18 protein-coding genes, 2 tRNA genes and 1 pseudogene are annotated in these 22,214 nt (G+C 62.0%); 3 read left to right on the top strand and 18 right to left on the bottom strand.

Annotation, left to right across the window (positions count from 1 at the left end; genetic code table 11):
- Positions 1-58: 58 nt before the first annotated feature.
- Positions 59-2,347: a YgiQ family radical SAM protein gene (locus tag H3221_RS02370; RefSeq protein WP_196473914.1), complete on the bottom strand. Its 2,289-nt coding sequence runs from the start codon at positions 2,345-2,347 to the stop codon at positions 59-61.
- Positions 2,348-2,635: 288 nt separating this feature from the next.
- Between H3221_RS02370 and H3221_RS02375 the strand changes: the two genes are divergently transcribed.
- Positions 2,636-4,543, top strand: a complete 1,908-nt coding sequence (locus H3221_RS02375; RefSeq protein WP_196473915.1) for a diguanylate cyclase — start codon at positions 2,636-2,638, stop codon at positions 4,541-4,543.
- Positions 4,544-4,611: 68 nt separating this feature from the next.
- Here H3221_RS02375 and alr read toward each other — a convergent pair whose 3' ends face one another.
- The 8 genes from alr to rnr form a co-directional block, all read right to left on the bottom strand.
- Entirely contained in the window at positions 4,612-5,688 is a 1,077-nt protein-coding gene (alr, locus tag H3221_RS02380; RefSeq protein WP_196473916.1) for an alanine racemase, read from the bottom strand.
- Positions 5,689-5,869: 181 nt separating this feature from the next.
- Positions 5,870-7,264, bottom strand: coding sequence for a replicative DNA helicase (gene dnaB, locus H3221_RS02385; protein ID WP_160019221.1), 1,395 nt, complete (start codon positions 7,262-7,264; stop codon positions 5,870-5,872).
- 117 nt (positions 7,265-7,381) lie between these two features.
- On the bottom strand, positions 7,382-7,828 hold the full coding sequence (rplI, locus tag H3221_RS02390; protein ID WP_017678673.1) for a 50S ribosomal protein L9: 447 nt from the start codon (positions 7,826-7,828) through the stop codon (positions 7,382-7,384).
- 21 nt (positions 7,829-7,849) lie between these two features.
- Positions 7,850-8,743 (bottom strand): YybS family protein, encoded by an 894-nt coding sequence (locus H3221_RS02395; RefSeq protein WP_196473917.1) that lies wholly within the window; start codon positions 8,741-8,743, stop codon positions 7,850-7,852.
- A gap of 36 nt (positions 8,744-8,779) precedes the next feature.
- Complete coding sequence (rpsR, locus tag H3221_RS02400; RefSeq protein ID WP_003246847.1) at positions 8,780-9,010, bottom strand: 30S ribosomal protein S18; 231 nt, start codon at positions 9,008-9,010, stop codon at positions 8,780-8,782.
- 28 nt (positions 9,011-9,038) lie between these two features.
- Positions 9,039-9,461, bottom strand: a complete 423-nt coding sequence (gene rpsF, locus H3221_RS02405; protein ID WP_003246846.1) for a 30S ribosomal protein S6 — start codon at positions 9,459-9,461, stop codon at positions 9,039-9,041.
- A 174-nt stretch (positions 9,462-9,635) separates the two neighbouring features.
- Entirely contained in the window at positions 9,636-10,388 is a 753-nt protein-coding gene (gene rlmB / locus H3221_RS02410) for a 23S rRNA (guanosine(2251)-2'-O)-methyltransferase RlmB (protein ID WP_196473918.1), read from the bottom strand.
- Complete coding sequence (gene rnr, locus H3221_RS02415; RefSeq protein WP_196473919.1) at positions 10,385-12,892, bottom strand: ribonuclease R; 2,508 nt, start codon at positions 12,890-12,892, stop codon at positions 10,385-10,387. Before rnr ends, rlmB begins: the two co-directional genes overlap by 4 nt.
- Before the next feature lie 207 nt (positions 12,893-13,099).
- Between rnr and H3221_RS02420 the strand changes: the two genes are divergently transcribed.
- A tRNA-Leu gene (locus H3221_RS02420) sits at positions 13,100-13,186 on the top strand.
- Positions 13,187-13,270: 84 nt separating this feature from the next.
- A tRNA-Leu gene (locus H3221_RS02425) sits at positions 13,271-13,357 on the top strand.
- A 125-nt stretch (positions 13,358-13,482) separates the two neighbouring features.
- Here the strand turns inward: H3221_RS02425 and H3221_RS25740 are convergent.
- The 9 genes and pseudogenes from H3221_RS25740 to hfq all read right to left on the bottom strand — a co-directional run bounded on the left by H3221_RS25740 (position 13,483) and on the right by hfq (position 22,154).
- The gene (locus tag H3221_RS25740; protein WP_397427952.1) at positions 13,483-14,367 is read right to left on the bottom strand and encodes a methyl-accepting chemotaxis protein; all 885 of its coding nucleotides are present in this window, start codon (positions 14,365-14,367) and stop codon (positions 13,483-13,485) included.
- Positions 14,341-15,399: pseudogene (locus H3221_RS25745) on the bottom strand (HAMP domain-containing protein); the annotation flags it as partial. The pseudogene H3221_RS25745 and the gene H3221_RS25740, both read right to left, overlap by 27 nt.
- Positions 15,400-15,578: 179 nt before the next feature.
- Positions 15,579-16,874 carry an adenylosuccinate synthase gene (locus H3221_RS02435; protein WP_196477134.1) on the bottom strand — a complete coding sequence of 432 codons (1,296 nt, stop codon included), beginning with the start codon at positions 16,872-16,874 and terminating at the stop codon, positions 15,579-15,581.
- 56 nt (positions 16,875-16,930) lie between these two features.
- Positions 16,931-18,118, bottom strand: coding sequence for an ATP phosphoribosyltransferase regulatory subunit (locus H3221_RS02440; RefSeq protein WP_196477135.1), 1,188 nt, complete (start codon positions 18,116-18,118; stop codon positions 16,931-16,933).
- 37 nt (positions 18,119-18,155) lie between these two features.
- Positions 18,156-18,341 (bottom strand): DUF2065 domain-containing protein, encoded by a 186-nt coding sequence (locus H3221_RS02445; protein WP_003459207.1) that lies wholly within the window; start codon positions 18,339-18,341, stop codon positions 18,156-18,158.
- Between the two features lie 105 nt (positions 18,342-18,446).
- Positions 18,447-19,316, bottom strand: coding sequence for a protease modulator HflC (hflC, locus tag H3221_RS02450; RefSeq protein WP_017678667.1), 870 nt, complete (start codon positions 19,314-19,316; stop codon positions 18,447-18,449).
- The gene (gene hflK / locus H3221_RS02455) at positions 19,316-20,482 is read right to left on the bottom strand and encodes an FtsH protease activity modulator HflK (RefSeq protein WP_196477136.1); all 1,167 of its coding nucleotides are present in this window, start codon (positions 20,480-20,482) and stop codon (positions 19,316-19,318) included. Before hflK ends, hflC begins: the two co-directional genes overlap by 1 nt.
- A gap of 97 nt (positions 20,483-20,579) precedes the next feature.
- Positions 20,580-21,881 carry a ribosome rescue GTPase HflX gene (hflX, locus tag H3221_RS02460; protein WP_196477137.1) on the bottom strand — a complete coding sequence of 434 codons (1,302 nt, stop codon included), beginning with the start codon at positions 21,879-21,881 and terminating at the stop codon, positions 20,580-20,582.
- Positions 21,882-21,893: 12 nt separating this feature from the next.
- Positions 21,894-22,154, bottom strand: coding sequence for an RNA chaperone Hfq (hfq, locus tag H3221_RS02465; RefSeq protein WP_003459200.1), 261 nt, complete (start codon positions 22,152-22,154; stop codon positions 21,894-21,896).
- Between the last annotated feature and the right edge of the window lie 60 nt (positions 22,155-22,214).

The raw sequence follows: 22,214 nt of genomic DNA on the forward strand, positions 1-22,214 counted from the left end.
GCTTCTGAAACGAAAACGCCAGCACATTGCTGGCGTTTTCGTGAGTGCTGCTGATGATTCAGCGCGGTACCGCTGGCTTCTTCCCGGGCTTCTTGCCCTTGCCTTTGGCGGCGCCCGCACGTTCACGCGCGGCTTGCTGGTTACGCGCCTCAGCCGCCGCCTTGGCCTGCTCACGCTTGTCCCAGGGCTTGCTGCCGTCGCTGGCACGAGGCGGCAAGCCGGTGTGCTGGGTCAGGATCTTGCCCACTTTCTTGCTGCCGGCGGGCGTCGAGTTCTTGCGTCGGGCGCTCTGGTACTCGTCGCTCTGCGGCTGGTAGGTGGGGATCAGTTGATGCTTGCCATTGCCGATCAGATCGCTACGGCCCATGCGCTCCAGCGCTTCACGCAGCAGCGGCCACCCTTTCGGATCGTGATAGCGCAGGAAGGCCTTGTGCAGGCGACGCTGCTGATCGCTCTTGACGATCTCGACGCCGTCGCTCTTGTAGGTGACCTTGCGCAGCGGATTCTTGCCCGAGTGATACATGGCGGTGGCCGTAGCCATCGGCGACGGGTAGAAGGCCTGTACCTGGTCAGCACGGAAGCCGTTGCGCTTGAGCCACAGGGCGAGGTTCATCATGTCCTCGTCGGTGGTGCCCGGGTGCGCAGCGATGAAGTACGGAATCAGGTACTGCTCCTTGCCCGCCTCCTTCGAGTACTTCTCGAACATCTGCTTGAAGCGGTCGTAGCTGCCGATCCCCGGCTTCATCATCTTGTCCAGCGGGCCACGCTCGGTGTGTTCCGGGGCGATCTTCAGGTAGCCGCCGACGTGATGGGTGACCAGTTCCTTGACGTACTCCGGCGACTCCACGGCCAGGTCATAGCGCAGACCGGAAGCGATCAGGATCTTCTTCACGCCCGGCAGCGCGCGGGCCTTGCGGTACAGCTCAATCAGGGACGAGTGGTCGGTATTGAGGTTCTCGCAGATGCCCGGAAATACACACGACGGCTTGCGGCAGTGCTTCTCGATCTCCGGGTCCTTGCAGGCGATGCGGTACATGTTGGCGGTCGGACCACCCAGGTCGGAAACCACACCAGTGAAGCCCGGCACCTTGTCGCGCATCTCCTCGATCTCGCGGATGATCGACTCATGCGAACGGTTCTGAATGATGCGCCCCTCGTGCTCGGTGATCGAGCAGAAGGTACAGCCGCCGAAGCAGCCGCGCATGATGTTCACCGAGAAACGGATCATTTCGTAGGCCGGAATCTTCTCCTTGCCATAAGCCGGGTGCGGCACGCGCGCATAGGGCATGCCGAACACGTAGTCCATTTCCTCGGTGGTCATGGGGATGGGTGGTGGGTTGAACCACACGTCCACCTCGCCATGTCTCTGCACCAGCGCGCGGGCGTTGCCCGGGTTGGTTTCCAGGTGCAGCACGCGGTTGGCGTGGGCATAGAGCACCGGGTCGTTACGCACTTTCTCGAACGACGGCAGACGGATCACCGTCTTGTCGCGGGTCATGCGCGGGCTGTCGAGAATCTGCACCACCTTGGCTTCGTTGGGGTCTTCAACCTCACCTTTGGCCTGTTCGATGGCACAGGCCTCGGTGTCCTGCGTATTGACGTAGGGGTTGATGATCTTGTCGACGCGGCCCGGACGGTCGATACGGGTGGAGTCGACCTCATACCAGCCTTCGGGCGTGTCACGACGGATGAAGGCCGTACCGCGTACATCGCTGATGGTTTCGACCTGCTCGCCACGCGACAGACGTTGGGCGATCTCCACCACCGCGCGCTCGGCGTTGCCATAGAGCAGGATATCGGCGGTGGCGTCCATTAGGATCGAACGGCGGACCTTGTCCTGCCAGTAATCGTAATGGGCGATACGGCGCAAGGATGCCTCGATGCCGCCCAGCACCACCGGCACGTGGCTGTAGGCCTCCTTGCAGCGCTGGCTGTAAACCAGGCTGGCGCGATCCGGGCGCTTGCCGGCCAGGCCGCCGGGCGTATAGGCGTCGTCGGAACGAATCTTCTTGTCGGCGGTGTAGCGGTTGATCATCGAGTCCATGTTGCCGGCGGCGACGCCGAAGAACAGGTTCGGCTCGCCGAGCTTCATGAAGTCGTCTTTGCTGCGCCAATCCGGCTGGGCAATGATGCCCACACGAAAGCCCTGAGCTTCGAGCAGGCGACCGATGATGGCCATGCCGAACGAAGGATGATCGACGTAGGCGTCACCGGTGACGATGATGATGTCGCAGCTGTCCCAGCCGAGCTGATCCATCTCTTCCCGGCTCATCGGCAGGAAGGGCGCAGGCCCGAAACACTCGGCCCAGTACTTGGGATAGTCGAACAGCGGCTTGGCGGCTTGCATATTTTTTGATCAATTGGCTATCACGAGGGGCGCGGATAATAGCACAAATATTGACCAAACCAGACTAAAGCGCTGGGTTTAATAGCGTCCCCACGCACTGCGACAAACACTCAAGCGCGGGGCTGGCTAACCCGCCGGATTAGCGGCGCTTGCACAGAACCGGCTTCGGCAAAGAAAGGACAGAAAATCAGACATCTTCCTGCAGTAGCCTTACGCCATATTTGTTTTCGTCCGATAACAATCCTGTGCATATACTCAATTACTCGGTCAGCCGTCTCCAGGACACCTATGCTGCAGCGTTTCGCCTTTCTGCTCGCTCTTCTGCTCGGACTGTCGACCACGGGCCTGGCAGCGACGTCCGTGGTGCTCACCGACGCCAGCAGCGGCATGCCGCTCAATGCGCATATCGAGCTGCTGGAGGACGCTCAGGGCAGCCTGACCATCGATGACCTTGCCGCCCCTGAGCTGCAGTCGCGCTTTCAACCCGCCAATGGCCGTGCCAGTGTCGGTCAGAGCCTCAATCCCTGGTGGATCAAGCTCACCCTGCAAGGCGATATGCGTGCCCCTGCCCGTTGGGTGCTGGAAGTGGGCTCGGTGACCCAACGCGACCTGCAGCTCTACCAGCCCGACGGCCAGGGCGGCTGGCTGGTGCGTCAATCCGGTGAGCGCGTCGCCTTCAGCGAGAACCGCGACCACCCCTACCGACGCATGGTGTTCGACCTGCCAGCCCTGAGTGAACAGCCAACGACCTTCTACTTGCGCGCCTTCGACCCGGCGGGCAACTCCTTCCCGCTGCGCATCTGGCAACTTGATGACCTGGAACAACTGGCAGCCCGCGAGAACCTTGCGCTTGGCGCCATCTATGGCGTGGTCTTCGCACTGCTGCTGTACAACCTGTTCATCCTCATCTCGCTGCGCGACAAGGCCTATTTCTGGTACGTGCTGACCACCGCCTTCGCCCTGCTGTTCATCATGAGCATGACTGGTCATGGCGCGCAGTATCTGTGGCCGAACCACCCGGTGCCGGCGTGGCTCGACCGCATCACCTTGCCGTCGTTGTGGGGCCTGTTCGCCAGCCGCTTCACCCAGACGCTGCTGCAGACGCGCGTTTATGTACGCTGGGCGCATCACCTGCTGAACATGGCCTGCGTGATCTACCTCATCGCTATCGCCCTGACCCTGTTCGATCAACGTTACCTCGCGGCCTGGGCCATCGCCCTGCTGTCGCTGACCAGCATCCCTGCAGCACTGGGCAGCGCCGTGATCCGCTGGCGCCAAGGGTTCTTCCCGGCGCAGCTGTATCTCTATGGCTATGGTCTGGTCCTGGGCAGCGTCGCCATCCTGCTGCTGCGCACCACCGGGGTGCTGCAACCGGCCGAATGGAATGCCTACGTATTCCCGCTGGCCGTGGCAGCCGAATCCATCCTGTTCTCCTTCGCCCTGGCTTATCGCATCCAGATACTCAAGCAGGAGCGCGCCGCTGCCCTGCAACAGGCTGATCGTGAGAAAACCGCACGCCTGGCGCAACTGCAGGCCAGCGCTGACGAACTGCAAGTTGCAGTGACCGCACGTACCGCCGAGCTGGCCGCGACCAACGAACAGCTCCGCGACCGCGAACGCGAACTGCAGCACGCCGCCTTCCATGACTCGCTGACCGAATTGCCCAACCGACGCTATCTGGTCGAGCGCTGCGAGTCGGCCCTGGCTCACGCCGAGCGGCACAAGGAGAGCGTGGCGTTGCTGCTGATCGACCTGGATCACTTCAAGCCGATCAATGACCGTTTTGGCCACGCCGCCGGTGACCTTATGCTGCAGGTGATCGCCAAGCGCCTGCGCGAGCACGTTCGCGCCGGTGATGCAGTTGCTCGACTGGGCGGCGATGAGTTCGCCGCGCTGATCTGCGGCAGCGATGCCGAAAGTCAGGCCAGGGAGATCGCCGAACGCCTGCTGGCAGAACTATCCACGCCGGTGCACTACGGTGCCGAGCGCCTGCGCGTGACCATCAGCATCGGCGTAGCGCTCTATCCGCGCCATGCGAAGAATTTCACCGGGCTGTACAAGGCGGCAGACATGGCCCTTTACCGGGTAAAGGAACTGGGTCGCTCCGGTTCACGCGTGCATGGCGACGATGGCGAGCTCAGCGAACAGGCCTGCCTGGAGCTGGATGTACTGAAAGTCCCCAGCGGCCTGGCCTAGTCCCGTAGGGCGGGCGCAACCCGCCAGGCTGCCGATAGCGGGTTGCACCGGCCCTACCCGAAGTCCTGTTAGCCGATATAGCGCCGTGGCACTCGAGCAGTGACTTTGCTCAGCAATTCGTAGCCAATGGTGCCGCAGGCTGACGCTACTTCATCCACCGGAAGATTGCTGCCCCATAGTTCCACCGGCGAATCGATGTCGACCTCAGGCAGATCCGTGATATCCACCGCCAGCATGTCCATCGACACCCTGCCCGCCAGCCCGACACGCTGTCCCTCGACCAGCACCGGCGTGCCGCTGGGCGCATGGCGCGGATAACCATCGGCATAACCGCAGCTGACCGTGGCAATACGCGAAGGTCGCTCGGCGACCCAGGTAGCGCCATAACCAACGCTTTCACCGACTGCCACCTCACGCACGGCGATCACCCGCGCGGCCAGAGTCATGACCGGTTTCAGCCCCAGCTCGCGTGCACTCAGCTCGGCGAACGGCGTAGCCCCGTAGAGCATGATGCCGGGGCGCAGCCAGTCCATATGCGCCGCAGGAATGGTCAGTACGGCAGCCGAGTTGGCCAGTGAGCGATGATTGAAATCCAGATCCAGCAGATCGAGAAAACGCTCGACCTGCTGTTCGGTCAGCGGATGGCCGCGCTCGTCGGCGCAGGCGAAGTGGCTGAGCAGGTTGAGTTCGGCGACCTGGGCGGCGCCCTCCAGCCGCGCATGCCAATGGCGCAGACTGGCGGCGTCGAAACCGAGGCGATGCATGCCGGAGTCGAGTTTGAGCCAGACGTTTAGCGGGTGCGCCAACTCAGCGGCAATCAGCGCCTCTGCCTGCGCCGCGCTCTGCACCACCACATCCAGTCCAAGCTGCGCGGCGATGGCGTATTCACCGGCTTCGAAGCAGCCCTCGAGCAGCAGGATTCGCGCCTTGTCATGCATGGCGCGCACTTCGGCCGCCTCCTCCAGGCAGGCCACGGCAAAGCCGTCGGCAACCTCGCGCAACGCCGTCACCACCTCACGCACGCCATGCCCGTAGGCATTGGCCTTGACCACGGCGAAGGCCTGGCGCCCGGGCGCGCAGCACTTGGCGACGGCGTAGTTATGAGCGATGGCGGAGAGGTCGACGATGGCGGCAAGCGGACGCATGGCAGAAGGCCTGAACGAAAAACGGGCGCCCATCTTAACCGCTGGGCACCCGTTTTCATTGATCTGGAGCGTAGCCCGGATGCAGTCCGGGGGTTTCTGCGCCGAGAGTCCCGGATTTCATCCGGGCTACAGAACTGCGTGATTCGCGAGCCGCGCTCGCTCCTACACTGCTCGCGCGCGGTTATTCATCCTCGAACTGGTAGCTGCCCGGCGCCAGGTTCTCGAAGCGCGAATACTTGCCGAGGAAGGCCAGGCGCGCGGTGCCCAGCGGGCCGTTACGCTGCTTGCCGATGATGATCTCGGCCACCCCCTTGTACTCGGTCTCGGGGTGATACACCTCATCGCGGTATACGAACATGATGATGTCGGCGTCCTGCTCGATTGCACCGGACTCACGCAGGTCGGAGTTGATCGGGCGCTTGTTGGGACGCTGCTCCAGGCCACGGTTGAGCTGTGAAAGGGCGATGACCGGGCAGTTGAACTCCTTGGCCAAGCCCTTGAGCGAGCGCGAGATTTCGGAAATCTCGTTGACCCGGCTGTCGCCGCTGGAGCCGGGAATCTGCATCAGTTGCAGGTAGTCGACCATGATCAGGCCGATTTCGCCGTGCTCGCGCGCCAAGCGGCGAGTACGCGCGCGCATCTCGCTCGGAGAAATACCGGCGGTATCGTCGATGAACAGCTTACGGTCATTGAGCAGGTTGACTGCACTGGTCAGCCGTGGCCAGTCATCGTCGTCGAGCTGACCGGCACGTACCTTGGTCTGGTCGATACGCCCCAGCGAGGCGAGCATACGAATCACGATGGATTCCGACGGCATCTCCAGCGAGTAGACGAGAATCGCCTTGTCGCTACGCATCAGGGCGTTTTCCACCAGGTTCATGGCGAAGGTGGTCTTACCCATCGACGGACGACCAGCGACGATGATCATGTCGGCAGGCTGCAGGCCACTGGTCAGGTTATCCAGGTCATCGAAACCGGTGGACAGACCGGTGATCGCGTCGCCGTTGTTGAACAACGTGTCGATGCGGTCGATGGCCTTGACCAGAATGTCGTTGATGCCCACCGGCCCGCCTGTCTTGGGGCGGTCCTCGGCAATCTGGAAGATCAGACGCTCTGCTTCGTCGAGAATTTCCTCGCCGGTGCGGCCTTCCGGGGCGTAGGCACTGTCGGCAATGTCGTTGCTGATGCTGATCAGTTTGCGCAGCGTGGCGCGCTCACGAATGATCTGCGCATAGGCCTTGATGTTGGCCACCGACGGCGTGTTCTTCGCCAGCTCGGCGAGATAGGCCAGGCCACCGACCTGCGACAGCTGCCCTTCCTTGTCCAACTGCTCGGACAGGGTCACCACATCGAAGGGTTCGTTACGCTCGGCCAACTTGAAGATGGCGCGGAAGATCAGGCGATGGTCATGGCGATAGAAATCGACATCCGACACACCATCGAGCACGCGCTCCCAGGCATTGTTGTCGAGCATCAGGCCGCCAAGCACCGCCTGTTCCGCCTCGATGGAGTGCGGCGGCACTTTCAGGGCGGCAGTCTGCAGGTCGTATTGCTCGGGAATGCTGATGTCGTTCATAGGCTCGGGGAGAAAATGCTGCGATAGAAAAACAAAGGGCACGGATCGCAGAGCGATACCGTGCCCGATTGTCAGCAGACCTACGCTACAGCGCAAGTCCGCTTGGCGGCTACTTGATTAAGCAGCGACCACGACCACCTTGACGGTGGCTTCGACGTCGGTGTGCAGGTGCACAGCTACGTCGTATTCGCCAACCTGGCGAATGGTACCGTTCGGCAGACGAACTTCAGCTTTGGCCACTTCAACGCCGGAGGCGGTCAGGGCGTCAGCGATGTCGTGGGTGCCGATGGAACCGAACAGCTTGCCTTCATCGCCAGCGGTGGCGGTGATGGTGACTTCCAGCTCAGCCAGCTGAGCAGCGCGAGATTCAGCGGAAGCTTTCTTCTCGGCAGCAGCTTTTTCCAGCTCGGCGCGACGTGCTTCGAAAGCAGCAACGTTGGCTTCGGTGGCAGCGGTAGCTTTGCCTTGCGGCAGCAGGAAGTTACGGCCGTAACCGGCTTTAACGTTCACTTTGTCGCCCAGGTTGCCCAGATTGGCGATTTTTTCCAGCAGGATGACTTCCATTTGGGTCTTACCTCTTAACTTTTAACCTTCACCGTTCGCAGAGCCCGGGCCGTTCTTGCGCGCCAGGCGACCGCGAAAATCAAACAGACTGTCGACGATGGCCAAGACCACCAGTAACGGATAGATCAGCTGCATGAACAGCAGGAGCGTGATGTACATGCCCACCAGCCAGAAGCGAGCGAGCCCACCCTTCTCCACCAGGCCGTGCACCAGGGCAATCCCGGCTAACAGCAGCGGCACACTGCACAGCGGCGTGAGCATGGCCAACTGCGGTCCCAGATTGGGACCTAGCATCATGCCCGCCAGCAGAAACAGCGCCTGTGGCAGCGGCAGTCTCAGGGCGCGGAACTCGCGACCAAAACCGCCAGGGTTGTACAACACCGCCTGCCAGTAACGCCCAAGGATCAGGCTCAGCAAGCTCAGAATCTGCAACAAGGCCGCCAGCAATCCAGTCAGCACCGGTGCGATCAAAGCCTCGAGACGCTCGCGTTCACTCACCGACAATTGCTGGTGAGCCCCATCGAACATGGTTGGCAGCAGCTTCTGCAGCTCACCAGCCATGGCCGCGATGGGTTCGCGGAACACTGCCCCAAGGACAAATCCATACACCAGGCCCAGTGCCACACTGCTCAGCAGTATGCGGTTCCAGGTCCAGTTGGCGCGCAACAACAACGCCAACCCCAGCGCGCCGACCAGCACCAGCAAGGTGCGCGGTTCGCCGAAATACCACCAGGCAATAGCCGGTAGCAGGGCCCAGGCCAGGATGCCGAAGGCATCACTGGCTCCACGCCGCAACAGCACCAGGCTGCCAGCGGCTGCACTCAACCAGAACAACAGCGGCATCGCTGCCGATCCCACCACCACAAGGGTGGCCTGCATACGGCCGCGCATGATGTATTCAGCCAGGGCGCGCATGCGATCTATTCCTTAACTCTTGTCGACTGTCCGGTCTCAGCGGCCGTGGCTGTCGGTGTAGGGCAGCAGGGCCAGGAAGCGGGCGCGCTTGATAGCGGTGGCCAGCTGACGCTGATAACGAGCCTTGGTACCGGTGATACGGCTAGGAACGATTTTGCCGGTTTCCGAGATGTAGGCTTTCAGGGTGTTGAGATCTTTGAAATCGATCTCTTTCACGTCTTCAGCGGTGAAGCGGCAGAATTTACGACGACGGAAGAAACGTGCCATGTGATTGGCTCCTCAATAGATCCGTGGATTACTCGTCAGCGTTGTCGCTGTCGTTGCTGTCGCTGTCATCGCCGTCGTTGGACTCGGCGTTTTCAGGACGTTCACGACGCTCGCGGCGCTCACTGCGGTTTTCTTCGGCCTTCAGCATCTCGGACTGGCCAGTGACGGCCTCGTCGCGACGGATGACCAGGTTACGGATCACGGCGTCGTTGTAGCGGAAGTTGTCTTCCAGCTCGGCCAGGGCCTTGCCGGTGCACTCTACGTTGAGCATCACGTAGTGGGCTTTGTGGACGTTGTTGATGGCGTAAGCCAGCTGACGACGGCCCCAATCTTCCAGGCGGTGAATCTTGCCACCGTCTTCTTCGATCAGCTTGGTGTAACGCTCGACCATGCCGCCGACTTGCTCGCTCTGGTCCGGGTGAACCAGAAAGATGATTTCGTAATGACGCATAAATGCTCCTTACGGGTTGTAGCCTGCCAACTAAGGTGGTCAGGCAAGGAGTGGGTTTTCTCGTGATGAGCTTGCCAGGCGGTAGGCGCGAAAAGGCCTGCCGTCACGGCAAGGGGCGCCATTCTAGAGAAGCCCCCTGCCGCACGCAAGACGAATTGGCGATTATTTGAGCAGTCAGCCCTTGCGCTGGACCTGACGCTGGCGCACTGCCTCGAACAGGCAGACACCGGTGGCAACCGAGACGTTGAGACTGCTGACACTGCCACCCATGGGCAGCCTGACCAGGTAATCGCAATGCTCGCGCGTCAAACGGCGCATGCCCTTGCCCTCGGCCCCCATGACCAGCACCGTCGGCCCGGTCATGTCCTGCTGATAGACTTCCAGCTCGGCCTCACCGGCCGTACCGACCACCCACAGGCCGCGCTGCTGCAACTTCTCCAGACTGCGCGCCAGGTTGGTCACCGCCACCAGCGGAATCACCTCGGCAGCACCACAGGCCACTTTGCGTACCGTGGCGTTGAGGGTTGCCGATTTGTCCTTGGGCACGATCACCGCCAGCGCACCGGCAGCATCCGCCGTACGCAGGCAGGCCCCCAGGTTGTGCGGGTCGGTCACGCCATCGAGCACCAGCAGCAACGGCGGGCCTTCGCAGCGATCGAGCAACTCCTCTAGCATCGCCTCGCCCCAGACCTGACTGGGGCTGACATCGGCAACCACACCCTGGTGCACACCCTCGACCCAGGCATCCATCTCACGGCGCTCGCACTGCCCCACTTTTACGCGAGACTGCGCAGCCAGCTCCAGCAAGGGCTGCACCCGAGGATCACTGCGACCATCGGCCAACCAGACCTGCTTCACCCGCTTGGGGTGATGACGCAGCATGGCTTCTACGGCATGTACGCCGTAGATCTTTTCCAGATCACTCATGACTTGGCCTTACGCTTGCGCGGCTTACCGACAGGCGGCGGGGCACTGTCGCCACGTCCGGAGCCTTTGCGCGCACCACCGGCCGGCTTGCTCGCCGATTTGCCGGCAGCACCTTTGCCACTGGCACCCTTGCCGGCCTTGGCGCCAGCCAACAGCGCTTTTTTCACATCCCGGCTTTTCTGCACGTCGGTATTGCCCATGCCGCTCGGTTTGCTGCCGCGATGCGCATCATCACCCTTGCCGGCCTTGTCCTGGCTCAGCTCGAAGTCGATCTTGCGCTCATCCAGATCGACGCGCATCACCTTGACCTCGACGCTGTCGCCGAGGCGGAAGCTGCGGCCGCTGCGCTCGCCGGACAGGCGATGGTGAACCGGATCGAAGTGGTAGTAGTCGGCCGGCAGCGCGGTCACGTGCACCAGGCCATCGACGTAGATGTCGCGCAGCTCGACGAAGATGCCGAAACCGGTTACCGCCGTGATCACACCGGCGAAGGTCTCACCGACACGATCCTGCATGAACTCGCACTTGAGCCAGTTGACCACGTCGCGGGTCGCTTCATCGGCACGGCGCTCGGTCATCGAGCACTGCTCGCCGAGTTTCTCCAGAGTCGCTTCGTCGTACGGATAGATGCGTGCCTTGGGCATGATTGCCGCGCCGGCACGCTCCACGTGCTTGGTGTCGCGCTTGGAACGGATCACGCTGCGAATGGCGCGGTGCACCAGCAGGTCGGGATAACGGCGGATCGGCGAGGTGAAGTGGGTGTAAGCCTCGTAATTGAGACCGAAGTGCCCTTCGTTCTGCGCGCTGTATACCGCCTGGCTCAGCGAGCGCAGCATCACGGTCTGGATCAGGTGATAGTCCGGGCGCTCACGGATGCTTTCCAGCAGGCGCTGATAGTCCTTGGGTGACGGACCATCCTTGGACTTGCCACGCTGCAGCGACAGCCCCAGCTCACCGAGGAAAGCCTTGAGCTTCTCCAGGCGCTCCGGCGGCGGGCCATCGTGCACGCGATACAGCGACGGGACCTCGTGATCCTGCATGAAGCGCGCGGTGGCCACGTTGGCGGCCAGCATGCACTCCTCGATCAGCTTGTGCGCATCGTTGCGCTGGGTCGGGCGGATTTCGTCGATCTTGCGGTCGGTACCGAAGACGATACGGGTTTCCTGCGTCTCGAAGTCGATGGCACCACGCTCGTGACGAGCGGCGATCAGCACCTGATACAGGGCATAGAGCTGATTGAGGTGCGGCAGGACTTCCTTGTATTCGCTGCGCAGGGACTTGCCCTCGCTGCTCTTGGGATCTTCCAGCATCAGGCTGACCTTGTTGTAGGTCAGGCGCGCATGGGAGTGGATCACCGCCTCGTAGAACTTGTAGTCGACCATCTGGCCGCTCTTGGACATGGTCATTTCGCAGACCATGGCCAGGCGATCGACATGCGGGTTGAGCGAGCACAGGCCGTTGGACAATTCCTCCGGGAGCATCGGCACGACGCGCTCGGGGAAGTACACCGAGTTGCCGCGCTCGACCGCCTCGGCGTCCAGCGCCGAGCCAACCCTGACGTAGTGCGAGACGTCGGCGATGGCCACATAGAGTTTCCAGCCACCGGAGAACAACTTCCAGCGGCTGCTGTTCTTCTCGCAGTACACGGCATCGTCGAAGTCGCGGGCGTCTTCGCCGTCGATGGTGACGAAAGGCAGATGGCGCAGGTCGACGCGCTTCTCCTTGTCCTTCTCATCCACTTCGGGCTTGAGCTTGCGCGCTTCCTTGACCACCGCCTCGGGCCAGACGTGCGGGATGTCATAGCTGCGCAGCGCGACGTCGATCTCCATGCCCGGCGCCATGTAGTTGCCGATCACTTCGACGATGTCGCCCTGCGGCTGGAAACGCTGCGTGGGCCAGTGAGTGATCTTGATCTCGACGAACTGACCGATGCGCGCACCGGCAGTGCGCCCCGGGGTGACCAGCACTTCCTGCTGAATCTTGGGATTGTCGGCGACGACGAAACCGATGCCGTTCTCTTCGTAGTACCGGCCAACGATGCTCTCATGAGCGCGTTCGATCACCTCGACGATGCCGCCCTCACGACGGCCGCGCCGATCGAAACCCGCCACCCGCACCAACGCGCGATCTCGGTCGAAAACCAGGCGCATCTGCGCCGGACTGAGGAACAGGTCGTCACTGCCATCGTCCGGCACGAGGAAGCCAAAACCGTCGCGGTGGCCGCTGATGCGACCGCAGATCAGGTCGAGCTTGTCCACCGGGGCGTATGTGCCACGACGGGTATAGATGAGCTGACCGTCACGCTCCATTGCGCGCAGTCGGCGTCGCAGAGCTTCAAGCTGATCGTCGGTATGCAAACCGAACTCTTCGACCAGTTGCTCACGACTGGCAGGCGCGCCGCGCTCGGCCAGATGCGAAAGGATCAGCTCACGGCTGGGGATGGGGTTGTCGTATTTTTCCGCCTCGCGGGCGGCCTCGGGATCGAGGGATTGCCAATCGGCCATGTAAGGAGGATTACCTGTGCTTATCTATAGAGGTGTATGCCATCTGCCTATTGAAGCGCGAAAACGTCATTCAAGGCAGCTTTTCCGGCGACAATAATTTTTTTGGGGTCAGGGGTTTACAAGGTAAATGCCCGCCCGTATAGTTCGCGCCCACAGCGTCGAGCAGACGTTGTAACACGAAGCAGATGATGATTCATCGGTTTCTGTGCCCAGGTGGCGGAATTGGTAGACGCGCTGGTTTCAGGTATCAGTGACTTAACGGTCGTGGAAGTTCGAGTCTTCTCCTGGGCACCAAATTTCGTGAAGTGGCTTGATAACCCACTTTGCAAATAAACGGATGCAACGCTCCGTGTCGGTAACGACGAACATTGCTGTAGTGCCCAGGTGGCGGAATTGGTAGACGCGCTGGTTTCAGGTATCAGTGACTTAACGGTCGTGGAAGTTCGAGTCTTCTCCTGGGCACCAAATTTCAAAAAACCGAGCCAATGGCTCGGTTTTTTATTGTCCACGAAAAAGCGTGCCACCTCGCAGGGTGCACCGCTGCGCGCACCCGCCAAGACCTTAGAGCAGCGAGGCGCGCACAGCGCACCCTACACTTTGAACTGCCCCAGACTGGCCTTGAGCTGCGCAGCCAGCTCGTCCAACGCTCTTGCGTTGCCGGCAATCGCCGCCACCGCCTCGGCCGCACGCTGCGCTTCGGCATGGATGGTCTCGACACGCCCGCGCACCGCTCCCGCCCCTTGCGCCTGATGTGCCGCCGCCTGGGTCGCGGCATTGATGGCGCCATGCACTTCATCCACCGACTGCTGCACCGAATGCTGCAGGCGTGAACTGTCACGCAGCACCTGCAGACCTTCACTGCCTTGCGCGCCGGCCTGGGCGATGGCGTCAACCGCCTCCTGCGCGCCACGCTGCAGGGCAGCGATATGGGTCTGGATATCGCCGGTGGACTGCTGAGTCTTGCTCGCCAACGCACGCACCTCGTCAGCCACCACGGCAAACCCTCGACCACTTTCGCCGGCGCGCGCCGCCTCGATGGCGGCATTGAGCGCGAGCAGGTTGGTCTGCTCGGCAATTGATTGAATCACCGTCAGCACCACCTCGATCTGTTCGCTCTGCTTGGCCAGCCGTTCAATCACCGCCGAACCATCGGCCACCCGCGCCACCAGGCCCTCGATCAACATGGACAGGCGTTGAGCGATAACCGCGTTCTCGTGCGCCGCCTGGCGGATGGTGTCAACGCGCTGCAGCGCGTCCTGCATGGCCTGGCTTTCCGCCTGCGCCTCGTCGGCCATTTGCGCCAGTGCCTGCAGACTGCCAGCCACCTCATCGCGCTGCCGTCCGGCAGCGGCCTCGGCCGCCACGCCGCGCTGAGTCAGGCTGCGAATCTGCTCCCCCGTGCGCAACGCCACCTCGCCCGACTCTCGCACGATGGGCTGCAGCTTGGCGATGAAGCGATTGACGGCATCGGCCATTTCGCCAACCTCGTCCTGACTGTCGATGCTCACACGCCGCGTCAGATCGCCCTCGCCCGCTGCCAGATCATTGAGTGCCGCACTAAGCAGGCGCAAGCGACTCAGCACTCGCCAACCCAACACAAGGGCGACCACCAGCATTGCCAGCGCCCCCACGATCAAAAGTCCGAGGGCGATGTTCCAGCGCAGCGACTCCGCCGCCACGCGCACCGACTCACCACCGTTGCGCGCCATTTCCTGGGTGTAGCGCTCGGCCGACTGCAGACGCTCGCGCAGCGCACCGGTTGCCTCTTCGGAAGCGCCAGCCAGACTGCTATCGACCAACTCACCAGCGCCACTGACCAAAGACGCAAAGCGGCCGTCCAGAGCGGCCAGCTCCTTTTCCACCACATCCAGCGACAGGCCCATCTGCACCTTGCCGATGCGCGAGCCCATTGGATTGATATCAGCCTCGACCACATAAACACGCGGATCGCGCGAAGCCGCATCCACCAGCTTCTCCAGCGGCGAGCCACCCTGCCCGGCAGCGACGAGCTCGCGCACCTGCGCATTACTGCGATTGAAGTTGCGCGTCAGGCGCTGACCATCGGCGTCATAGATGATGGCGAACAACACCGCCGGATCCTGCTGGGCGATTCGGGTAAGCGCAGTGAGCGCAGGAATATCCAGATCCCAGATGGACTTCGGCGCCACCCCGGCCAGCAATTGCGCCAGCGCCTGGCCGGACTGCTTGAGATTACCCTCGAGCACCACACGCAGTTGCGCCTGCTCAGTCTTCAACTGACCAGAAAGCCCTTCACCCAGGCGAGTGCGGGTACTGCTCGCCAACGCCGCAAGACCCTGACTCATCTCGCGCTCGGCCATGTTCAGCTCTTCGCCAAGACGGCGGCTTTCACCCCCCAGGCGCTGCGCCAGATCCTCGACCATTCCGTCGACCGAGGCGCGCATCAGCCAAACAGCCAAACCGACCTGCACCAACATGGCCAGACCAAGCGCGACGAACACCGGGCGCAACAGACGGCTACGCAACATGGAAACGATGGCGAACACAGGGGACACTCCTCAACAACCGTAATAGCTATAACGGCGACTTCCGGGATTTATTGAATATAAGCAAAGCGCATGCCCAGCCCCCATGCAGGAGCGCCCGTACGGACGGACACAAAAAAGCCGCCCGAAGGCGGCTCCTGTGCGACTCGAGAGCATCTCGATCAGGCAAACGGATGACGCAGGACGATGGTCTCGTTGCGATCCGGGCCAGTGGAGATGATGTCGATCGGCGCGCCGACCAGCTCTTCCACACGCTTGATATAGGCGCGCGCAGCAGCTGGCAGGTCTTCCAGAGTCTTGGCACCCAGAGTGGACTCGCTCCAGCCTGGCATTTCCTCGTAGACCGGCTGCAGGCCGATGTAGCTGTCGGCGTCGGTCGGCGCATCGACCAGTACCTGGCCGCTGGCGTCCTTGTAGCCGGTGCAGATACGGATGGTTTCCAGACCGTCGAGCACGTCCAGCTTGGTCAGGCACAGACCAGAAATGCTGTTGATTTCGATGGCGCGACGCAGGATCACTGCATCGAACCAGCCGCAACGACGGGCACGACCGGTGGTCGCGCCGAACTCGTGACCACGCTTGGCGAGGAAGGCGCCAACGTCATCGAACAGCTCGGTCGGGAACGGGCCGGAACCGACACGGGTGGTGTAGGCCTTGGTGATACCGAGGATGTAGTCCAGGTACAACGGACCGAAACCGGAGCCGGTGGCGATACCGCCAGCGGTGGTGTTGGAGCTGGTCACGTAGGGGTAGGTGCCATGGTCGATGTCCAGCAGCGAACCCTGGGCACCTTCGAACATGATGTCCTTGCCTTCACGACGCAGGTCATGCAGCACGGCAGTGACGTCAGCCATCATCGGCTTGAGCAGTTCGGCGTATTCCATGCATTCATCCAGGGTTTTCTGGAAGTCGATGGCCGGCTCTTTGTAGAAATTGACCAGCTGGAAATTGTGGTAATCCAGCAGCTCGCCCAGCTTGGCAGCGAAACGCTCGCGGTGGAACAGGTCACCGACGCGCAGGCCGCGACGCGCGACCTTGTCTTCGTATGCCGGGCCGATACCGCGACCGGTGGTGCCGATCTTGGCATCACCGCGGGCCTTTTCGCGCGCCTGGTCCAGCGCCACGTGATAGGACAGGATCAGCGGGCAAGCCGGGCTGATACGCAGGCGCTCACGCACCGGTACACCCTTCTCTTCCAGCTTGGTGATTTCGCGCATCAGAGCATCGGGAGCGACCACCACACCGTTGCCGATCAGACACTCGACGCCTGCACGCAGGATGCCGGACGGAATCAGGTGCAGGACGGTCTTCTCACCGTTGATCACCAGGGTGTGGCCAGCGTTGTGACCACCCTGATAACGCACGACTGCAGCGGCCTGCTCGGTGAGCAGGTCGACGATCTTGCCCTTGCCCTCATCACCCCATTGGGTGCCCAGGACGACGACATTCTTACCCATAAACTTGTCCTCTTCGCGCAAGCTTCGATGCCGGCCGCGGGCCGGCGAAAATGAATTCAGGACGCCAGGGGCGCCACCTGCCAACGTCCATCGCGCAGCGTCAGCAGGCGATCACAGCCTGCTTCGCGCGCATCCGCCTCGCTCTGCCCGGGCAGCGCCTGAACCACGCGCTCGCCTTCACCACGCAGACGACGAACGACCTGCCACAGGTAGAGATCATGATTGTCCGGCGCCCAGACACCGCTGACAGCCTCATCCACACGCATGTCACCCAGGGTTACCAGGGTCTTCAGGTCTGTGGAGAAGCCAGTAGCTGGGCGCGCACGACCGAATACCGCACCGGTATCGTCATAACGACCACCCTGAGCGATGGCACCGCCCTCACCCGGCACGAAGGCCGCGAACACCACGCCGGTGTGATAGTTGTAGCCGCGCAACTCGCCCAGGTCGAAGTACAGCGGCAGCTCCGGATAACGCAGCTCCAGCGCATCGGCGATGGCCACCAGTTCATCGAGCGCAGCGTGCACCGCATCTGGCGCCTCGACCAGAACAGCCTGGGCCAGATCCAGCACTTCCCGACCGCCACACAGCTCGGCGAGCGAACGCAGCATGCTGCCCAGGCCCGCCGGCAACGCGGAGGTCAGGCCCTCGATCTCATCCATGGCCTTGCGCTGCAGTGCATCGAACAGTTGCTGCTCAGCCTCACCGGACAGGCCAGCGGCACGCGCCAGACCACGGTAGATACCAACATGACCGAGATCCATATGAACGTCCGGCACCGCAGCCAGCTCGAGGGTCTCGACCAGCAGGCTGATCACCTCGATATCGCTGGCCGGACTGGCGTCGCCATAGAGCTCGGCACCCAGCTGGATCGGGCTGCGCGAAGTGGTCAGTGCACGCGGCTGCGCATGCAGCACGCTGCCGGCATAGCACAAGCGGCTCGGCCCTTCGCGGCGCATGGTATGAGCGTCGATGCGCGCCACCTGCGGGGTGATGTCGGCACGAAAACCCATCTGCCGACCGGACAGCGGATCGGTGACCTTGAAGGTACGCAGGTCGAGATCCTGGCCGGCGCCAGTCAACAGGGATTCCAGGTACTCGATATGAGGGGTGACGACGAACTCGTAACCCCAACGTTGGAACAGATCCAGCACCTGGCGGCGTGCCGCCTCGATGCGCGCCGCTTCCGGCGGCAGTACTTCTTCGATGCCATCTGGCAGCAGCCAGCGGTCTACCGTTGCCATTTCGCCATTCCCCTCTCGATCCGGGCGGCACAAGCCTTCAGTGAAGCAGATATAGAAGGGCCGTACCCAGCAGCATGCTGGCCAGCCCCATAAGGCGCAGTCGGCGGTCGGGCAGACGAGCTGCCTGCATGACCGCTCCGCGCCAATGGCGCGGATAGAGGAAGGGCAGGATGCCTTCCAGCACCAATACCAGACACAGTGCGATGCCAAGTTCCTGCCACATGATTCCCACAGACGCAAAAAAGCCGGGATTTTCCCGGCTGCCGCATGATACCACGTTTTACCTCGCGGTCACCCTGGCGACGCATCGCGCCGCCAGGGTTGCCGATCAAGGCCTGGATTTTTCCAGGTAGCGGAAGAAATCGCTGCCCGGGTCCAGCACCAGCACATCACGCTTGTCAGCGAAGCTTTCGCGGTAAGCCTGCAGACTACGGTAGAAGGAGTAGAACTCCTGATCCTGACCGAAGGCGTTGGCGTAGATGGACGCAGCCTGGGCATCACCGTCACCGCGCAGCTCTTCAGCTTCACGATAGGCTTCAGCCAGCAGTACGCGGCGCTGACGATCGGCATCGGCGCGAATACCTTCAGCCAGCTCACGACCCTTGGCGCGGTGCTCGCGGGCCTCACGCTCACGCTCGGTGCTCATCCGCTCGAACACACTGCGGTTCACTTCCCGCGGCAGGTCGATGGCCTTGACCCGAACATCGACCACTTCGATACCCAGCTCACGCTCGGCGGCGCGGTTGAGGGTCGCGGTCACGTCGGCCATCAGCGCATCACGCTCACCGGATACCGATTCGTGCAGGGTGCGCTTACCGAACTGGTCACGTAGCGATGCTTCCAGACGGCGCGCCAGACGCTCATCAGCGACTTGCTTCATACCCGAGGTGGACTGATAGAAGCGCTCGGCATCCTTCACCCGCCACTTGGCATAGGCATCGACCATCAGCGCCTTCTTCTCCAGGGTCAGGAAGCGCGAGGACGTCGAGTCCAGCGTCAGCAGACGACCGTCGAAGATACGCACCTGGTTGACGTAGGGGATCTTCACATGCAGGCCGGGCTGCACATCAGGCTGAACCACTCGCCCGAACTGCAACAGCACCGCACGCTCGGTCTGCGCCACGATATAGAAGCTGTTCCACGCCACCAGGGCCACAACCACGGCCACGATCAGGCCGATCAGGGACTTGTTGTTCATCAACGGCCCTCCCGGGTACGCAGGTTACGCTGGGACATATCGCTGCTCAGCGGCACGGCCGGATCACGCGCTGTCGAATTGCTGCTGTTGGCAGAGCTGGAGGAAGAAGCACCACCACGGCTGTCGATCATCTTGTCCAGCGGCAGATAGAGCAGGTTGTTCTGCCCCTTGTCACCGGTGACCAGAACCTTGCTGGTGTTGCTCATCACTTCCTGCATGGTGTCGATGTACAGACGCTCGCGAGTGATCTCAGGCGCCTTGCGGTACTCCGCTACCAGCTTGGTGAAGCGGTCCGCCTCACCCTGGGCGCGAGCGATGACTTCATCACGGTAACCGTTGGCCTCTTCCAACAGACGCTGAGCCTGACCACGTGCTTCCGGAATCACGCCGTTGGCGTAGGACTCGGCCTGGTTCTTCTCCCGCTGCTCGTCTTCACGGGCACGGATCACGTCATCGAAGGCTTCCTGAACCTCACGCGGCGCAGCAGCACTCTGGATGTTCACCTGAGTGATGGTGATGCCAGTCCGGTAGTTGTCGAGGAAACGCTGCAGGCGCTCACGCACCTCACTGGCCATCAGCTCACGACCCTCGGTCAGCACCTGGTCCATCTCGGTGGAACCCACCACGTGGCGCACGGCGCTGTCGGTGGCGTGCTGCAGGCTGACTTCCGGCTGGTCGACGTTGAGCACGAAGTCCTGCAGGTTGGTCACCCGGTACTGCACGGTCAGCGGCACTTCAATGATGTTCTCGTCTTCGGTCAGCATGGCGCCCTGCTTGGTGTAAGCGCGCTCACGCGTGACGTTTTCCTGGAACTTGCGATCGATTGGCGGGAAATAGATATTCAGGCCCGGACCGACGGTCTCGTGGTACTTGCCGAAGCGCAGCACCACGGCCTGCTCCTGCTCGTCCACCACGTAGATCGCGCTGTACAGCCATACCACCGCCAACAGGCCAAGGCCGACGAACAGCAGGCCGAAGCCACCGCCGCCACTGCGACCAGACTCGTCGTCACCACGTTTCTTGCCACCGCCAAACAGCCCATTGAGGCTTTCTTGCAGCTTGCGGAACGCTTCGTCGAGATCCGGCGGCCCCTGCCGGCCACCGCCTTTGCGGCCGCCCCAGGGGTCTTGATTGTTCGAGTTGCCACCCGGCTCATTCCAAGCCATAGCGTTCTCCGTACTGATAAAGCGAAGGCGCGCCCACGGCACGCCGGCCAATGCTACCCAAAGCCCTATGATGACAGCAAAGCCACCGTCCCAGGCTTTATTGCAAAGTATGTTGCTCGATGAAGGCTTGAGGCTCCAAACCTTCACGACTCACCAGGCGATTGAGCTCGACTCGCGGCAAACGTACCGCCAGCAGGCTGCGCCCCAACTCATCATGTTCTTCGCTCTGCACCGCTCCCAGCGCGAAGAATTGCGCACGCAGTCGCCCCAAACGTTGCGGCAACTGCAGCGTAGCGACGAACAGATCTTCGCCCAGCAGCTCCGCCACTGCTTGACGCAACAGCTCGAGACCACGCCCCTCACGGGCCGACAACCAGACGCGCAGCGGCTTGCCATCAGCATCGCGCTGGATCTGCGGCTCGACACCATCCAACAAATCCAGCTTGTTGTATACCTCAAGCATCGGCAACTCGTGTGCCCCGATCTCCTTGAGCACGTTCTGCACCTGTTCGATCTGCGCCATGCGCTCGGGCTCATGGGCATCGATAACATGCAATAGCAGATCGGAGTTGCTCGACTCCTCCAACGTAGCGCGGAAGGCCTCGACCAGCTTGTGCGGCAGGTGACGAATGAAACCTACGGTATCGGCCAGCACGATCGGCCCCAGGTCGTCGAGCTGCAGACGACGCAAGGTCGGGTCGAGCGTGGCGAACAACTGGTCAGCCGCGTAGACCTCGGAGGTGGTGAGCGCATTGAACAGCGTGGACTTGCCAGCGTTGGTGTAACCCACCAGGGAAACCGAAGGGATATCCGCGCGCCTGCGCCCGCGGCGCGCCTGCTCGCGCTGACTGCGCACCTTCTCGAGCTTCTGCTTGATCTGGCGAATGCGCACACGTAGCAAGCGGCGGTCGGTTTCCAGCTGGGTTTCACCCGGACCACGCAGGCCGATACCACCTTTCTGTCGCTCGAGGTGGGTCCAGCCACGCACCAGGCGCGTGCTCATGTGGTCGAGCTGAGCCAACTCGACCTGCAGCTTGCCTTCGTGGGTACGCGCACGCTGCGCGAAGATATCGAGGATCAACCCGGTGCGATCGAGCACACGACACTCGAAGGCGCGCTCGAGGTTGCGCTCCTGGCTCGGTGTCAGGGTGTGATTGAAGATGACCAGATCGGCCTCGACGGCCTTGACCTGATCGCGCAGCTCCTCGACCTTGCCACTGCCGATAAGGAACTTGGCAGTCAGACGACTGCTGGGCACGCAAAAGAAAGCGACCATGTCAGCGCCTGCCGACATGGCCAATTCCTGGAACTCCTGGGGATCTTCGCTCGCCTCGGAGTCTTGGCCTTCCAGATGAACCAGGATGGCCCGCTCACCGCCCTCATGACGCTCGAAGAACAATGCAGCCCCCTATCAGGCGTTACCCGGCTCGCCATCGGCCTGCTCGGCATCGCCAGCACTTGGCAGGCGCACCGGACGGCTTGGCACAACGGTAGAAATAGCGTGTTTGTAGACCATCTGGCTGACAGTGTTCTTCAGCAGGATGACGAACTGGTCGAAGGATTCGATCTGGCCCTGCAGCTTGATGCCATTGACCAGATAGATGGAAACAGGGACGCGTTCCTTACGCAGGGTATTCAGGTAAGGGTCTTGTAGCGAATGCCCTTTTGACATGTGCCGCACTCCTTTCGAGGATCAATTTTCAATAATTTTAGTAGGTAAACAATGGCTTCA

The organism is Pseudomonas chaetocerotis (genome assembly GCF_015712105.2).
Taxonomy (GTDB): domain Bacteria; phylum Pseudomonadota; class Gammaproteobacteria; order Pseudomonadales; family Pseudomonadaceae; genus Aquipseudomonas; species Aquipseudomonas chaetocerotis.

What these genes read in the sequence shown, in the direction of transcription:
- H3221_RS02370 (WP_196473914.1), bottom strand. Translation starts at nt 2,347, where the DNA reads ATGCAAGCCGCCAAGCCGCTGTTCGACTATCCCAAGTACTGGGCCGAG.
- H3221_RS02375 (WP_196473915.1), top strand. Translation starts at nt 2,636, where the DNA reads ATGCTGCAGCGTTTCGCCTTTCTGCTCGCTCTTCTGCTCGGACTGTCG.
- alr (WP_196473916.1), bottom strand. Translation starts at nt 5,688, where the DNA reads ATGCGTCCGCTTGCCGCCATCGTCGACCTCTCCGCCATCGCTCATAAC.
- dnaB (WP_160019221.1), bottom strand. Translation starts at nt 7,264, where the DNA reads ATGAACGACATCAGCATTCCCGAGCAATACGACCTGCAGACTGCCGCC.
- rplI (WP_017678673.1), bottom strand. Translation starts at nt 7,828, where the DNA reads ATGGAAGTCATCCTGCTGGAAAAAATCGCCAATCTGGGCAACCTGGGC.
- H3221_RS02395 (WP_196473917.1), bottom strand. Translation starts at nt 8,743, where the DNA reads ATGCGCGCCCTGGCTGAATACATCATGCGCGGCCGTATGCAGGCCACC.
- rpsR (WP_003246847.1), bottom strand. Translation starts at nt 9,010, where the DNA reads ATGGCACGTTTCTTCCGTCGTCGTAAATTCTGCCGCTTCACCGCTGAA.
- rpsF (WP_003246846.1), bottom strand. Translation starts at nt 9,461, where the DNA reads ATGCGTCATTACGAAATCATCTTTCTGGTTCACCCGGACCAGAGCGAG.
- rlmB (WP_196473918.1), bottom strand. Translation starts at nt 10,388, where the DNA reads ATGAGTGATCTGGAAAAGATCTACGGCGTACATGCCGTAGAAGCCATG.
- rnr (WP_196473919.1), bottom strand. Translation starts at nt 12,892, where the DNA reads ATGGCCGATTGGCAATCCCTCGATCCCGAGGCCGCCCGCGAGGCGGAA.
- H3221_RS25740 (WP_397427952.1), bottom strand. Translation starts at nt 14,367, where the DNA reads ATGGCCGATGCCGTCAATCGCTTCATCGCCAAGCTGCAGCCCATCGTG.
- H3221_RS02435 (WP_196477134.1), bottom strand. Translation starts at nt 16,874, where the DNA reads ATGGGTAAGAATGTCGTCGTCCTGGGCACCCAATGGGGTGATGAGGGC.
- H3221_RS02440 (WP_196477135.1), bottom strand. Translation starts at nt 18,118, where the DNA reads ATGGCAACGGTAGACCGCTGGCTGCTGCCAGATGGCATCGAAGAAGTA.
- H3221_RS02445 (WP_003459207.1), bottom strand. Translation starts at nt 18,341, where the DNA reads ATGTGGCAGGAACTTGGCATCGCACTGTGTCTGGTATTGGTGCTGGAA.
- hflC (WP_017678667.1), bottom strand. Translation starts at nt 19,316, where the DNA reads ATGAACAACAAGTCCCTGATCGGCCTGATCGTGGCCGTGGTTGTGGCC.
- hflK (WP_196477136.1), bottom strand. Translation starts at nt 20,482, where the DNA reads ATGGCTTGGAATGAGCCGGGTGGCAACTCGAACAATCAAGACCCCTGG.
- hfq (WP_003459200.1), bottom strand. Translation starts at nt 22,154, where the DNA reads ATGTCAAAAGGGCATTCGCTACAAGACCCTTACCTGAATACCCTGCGT.